The organism is Aquabacterium lacunae, from assembly GCF_004310865.1.
Taxonomy (GTDB): Bacteria; Pseudomonadota; Gammaproteobacteria; order Burkholderiales; family Burkholderiaceae_C; genus Aquabacterium; species Aquabacterium lacunae.
In genome coordinates, this window is sequence record NZ_SIXI01000016.1 from 1 (window position 1) to 2,643 (window position 2,643).

Sequence of the window (2,643 nt, forward strand, 5' to 3'; positions counted from 1 at the left end):
TGTCCCATGGATTTTTCTAGCGCCCACTCGGCGCTAAGTGAATTGTATGGCGTAGGCGTTAAACCGCGCATACCGAGATTGAGGGGAGGGCACCTCGATGCATGCTTCACGAAAAGGCTAACGCCCAAGGTAAGCGGCGCCGGAAGGAGCGCAGCGAGTGAAGGGCACCAACACTGGCCATGAAGATGCCGAAGGCATGGCCAGTGTTGGCGTCCGCTTGACCGCCGAGTTAGGCCAAAAACTTATGAAGTAGTACGTATTTTGCAAAGCTTACCCGGCTTGAGAAACTTCGCCTGACCTAAATAAGAATTTGGCTTTCCTCATTTTCGGTTTCGGAGAATTAACATCTCCTCCTTGAGTTCCAACTGGATAGCCAAAGTAGGACAGTGTTAGGCCTTGACTCGTCCATTGAAATCGTCTTGTTTCTGGGAGCTTGTCGTCCTGTGGGCTTTGGCTCTCTGCAATTTCAACTAACTCAGGCGGGTTTGCATTAGTGTCTAGTACGAGGTAACCGTTGATACCAAACGATGTCGGGTGAGTTGGCCTGGTCATTACAACGTAACCCATGTTTGAAGCCACGATGGTTGGGCAACCGATGTTGGCGTTATAGATGCCTGACGTTAACGTTCCATCTGAACGAGTTGCGCCCATCAGGCTACCTTTGAAGTATACCTTTCCTGCAAATTTCAGTATATCTGGATTACTCGCAGACTTGCTTGCCAGGCATTCAAACTTTCCCTTGGGGGTGATGGCCCAGGCTCGATCCAATTCGTTTTTGATCGTCTCTGCCATTGCCACATTAGCAAGAGCTGCTGTGGCCAACCCTGTGATGTAGTTTCTCAGCGTCATTTCTATGTGTAGGGCCTAACGCTCAAGTTCAGCGGCGCCCATAAGGCGTGGCCGAAGCGAAGGAATGGGTCAGCGTCCGCTGGAACGCCCAGTTAGGCCGGTGAGCGAAGCAGAGGGGAAGAACCTTGCTATGACGTTTAGACCTGTGCATGAAGCCCAACCCTGATGCTTGTTTGCTGTGATTCTGCCTGACGCTGTGAGCATTGGCACCACCGATTCGTGCGCTGGCCGCTGACGGGCGGACAGTTCACTGCGCCGCGGCATGTGGCACTTTGGCGCCGCTCAATAATGAGCAGGTTGCCGAAGGGCTGACAGCTAGATCAAGCATTGGCCATGCTTTCAAAGGCTCGTCCGATGGACGCCCCTCTTGTGCAGAGCGAGAACGACGCCTAGCGATGAAACCATGCCACCGGCTGTCCAAACGAGAATGAAAAGCGCCGACCAAGCAGAGTATTCCGATGCTTCTGCGCCAGACCAGACTGGAGCCCAGTAAAGGCACCATGACAGCAAAATCGGAGTGCCCAGCACGCCCGATGCGCGTATGAAGGGCCTGGATAGCCGTGCCCAAAGAAACCCGGAGATAGCCGACAGTAGGGCGACGAGAACTGCGCCCGATAGCAACGATATGGACTCCAACAACTGAGGCATGGAGAGGCCTAACGCCCAAGGTAAGCGGCACCGGAGCCCGACAGGGCGGAGGGCACCGACACTGGCCATGAAGATGCCGAAGGCATGGCCAGTGTTGGCGTCCGCTTGACCGCCGAGTTAGGCCACGGTGCCTGCGCGAAGCGCCCGTGCCAGTGCTCGGTGATGGCGTTACCACTTCCAGAGCGATGGCGTGCGCCGATGGGCGGACAGCTTTGCAAAGGTGCTCCCAACAGTTCTTGCTTGGCGCCTATCAAGCAGCGCATCGAATGCAGCCAGCATAACGCGAAGACGCTGAACAGTGATGGCGATGCTATGACTGCGCCTTCATGTTTCGAGCTGGTGGCGTGGCGAAGACACGGCACACACCAGAGCGCTGATTGCCGAAGGACAAGCAGCCTAGGGGGCGGTGGCGCGTGGCACTTTGGCGCCGCGCGGTGGCCAGCAGGCAGCCGAAGGACTGACAGCCAGATTGAGACCTCGAACCGCGCCACGTGGCGAACCAATTGGCGAGTTAGCGCCAGGCCTGGAGCGAAGCCAGCCGGTGGATTCGCCAGGAAGCATCCGAGGCCAGCTAAACCATTCCCGCATGAAGAGCGAAGCAGGGCGCGCGATGCTACAAAACACGCCCAGAAAATGCTTCCAGAGACCAGCCAAGCGGTGGCCTAACGCCCAAGGTAAGCGGCGCCGGAAGGAGCGCAGCGAGTGGAGGGCACCGACACTGGCCATGAAGATGCCGAAGGCATGGCCAGTGTTGGCGTCCGCTTGACCGCCGAGTTAGGCCACGCGGATTGACATCCGAAGTGCAACACCTTTGTTTGTGAGGTGGGGGAGCGGAGATACTGCTGCTTCCTCTTTCCGGCAAGACAGGGGTTGCAACCTTGATGTATCACCAACTCACCCGAGAGGAACGATACTTCATTTCCACGCGATTGCGCAGTGGCGCGAGTATGAGAATGATCGCCAAGGAAATGGGGCGAAGTGCCTCGACGATCAGCCGAGAGGTGGCGAGAAACGCCACGCGGCATGACGGCGCGTACCGGCCATCGAAGGCGCAGCAGTACGCGCAGGCCAGGCGCAGGCGCTGTCGGCGCTGGAGCCTGTTCAACGCCGATGACTGGCTGCTGATCCACGGCTTGCTGCGCAAGA

The 2,643-nt window shown here is 57.4% G+C and carries 2 protein-coding genes and 1 pseudogene; 2 read left to right on the forward strand and 1 reads right to left on the reverse strand.

Features of this window, described 5'->3' with window-relative positions; translation table 11 throughout:
• Positions 1 to 270: 270 nt before the first annotated feature.
• Entirely contained in the window at positions 271 to 849 is a 579-nt protein-coding gene (locus EYS42_RS16755; RefSeq protein ID WP_130969356.1) for a hypothetical protein, read from the reverse strand.
• Positions 850 to 2,378: 1,529 nt separating this feature from the next.
• On the opposite strand from EYS42_RS16755, the pseudogene EYS42_RS17505 reads away from it, so the two are divergent.
• Positions 2,379 to 2,450: pseudogene (locus tag EYS42_RS17505) on the forward strand (hypothetical protein); the annotation flags it as partial.
• The coding region (locus EYS42_RS16760) for a helix-turn-helix domain-containing protein (protein WP_245503691.1) at positions 2,451 to 2,643 on the forward strand (193 nt) is incomplete at its 3' end.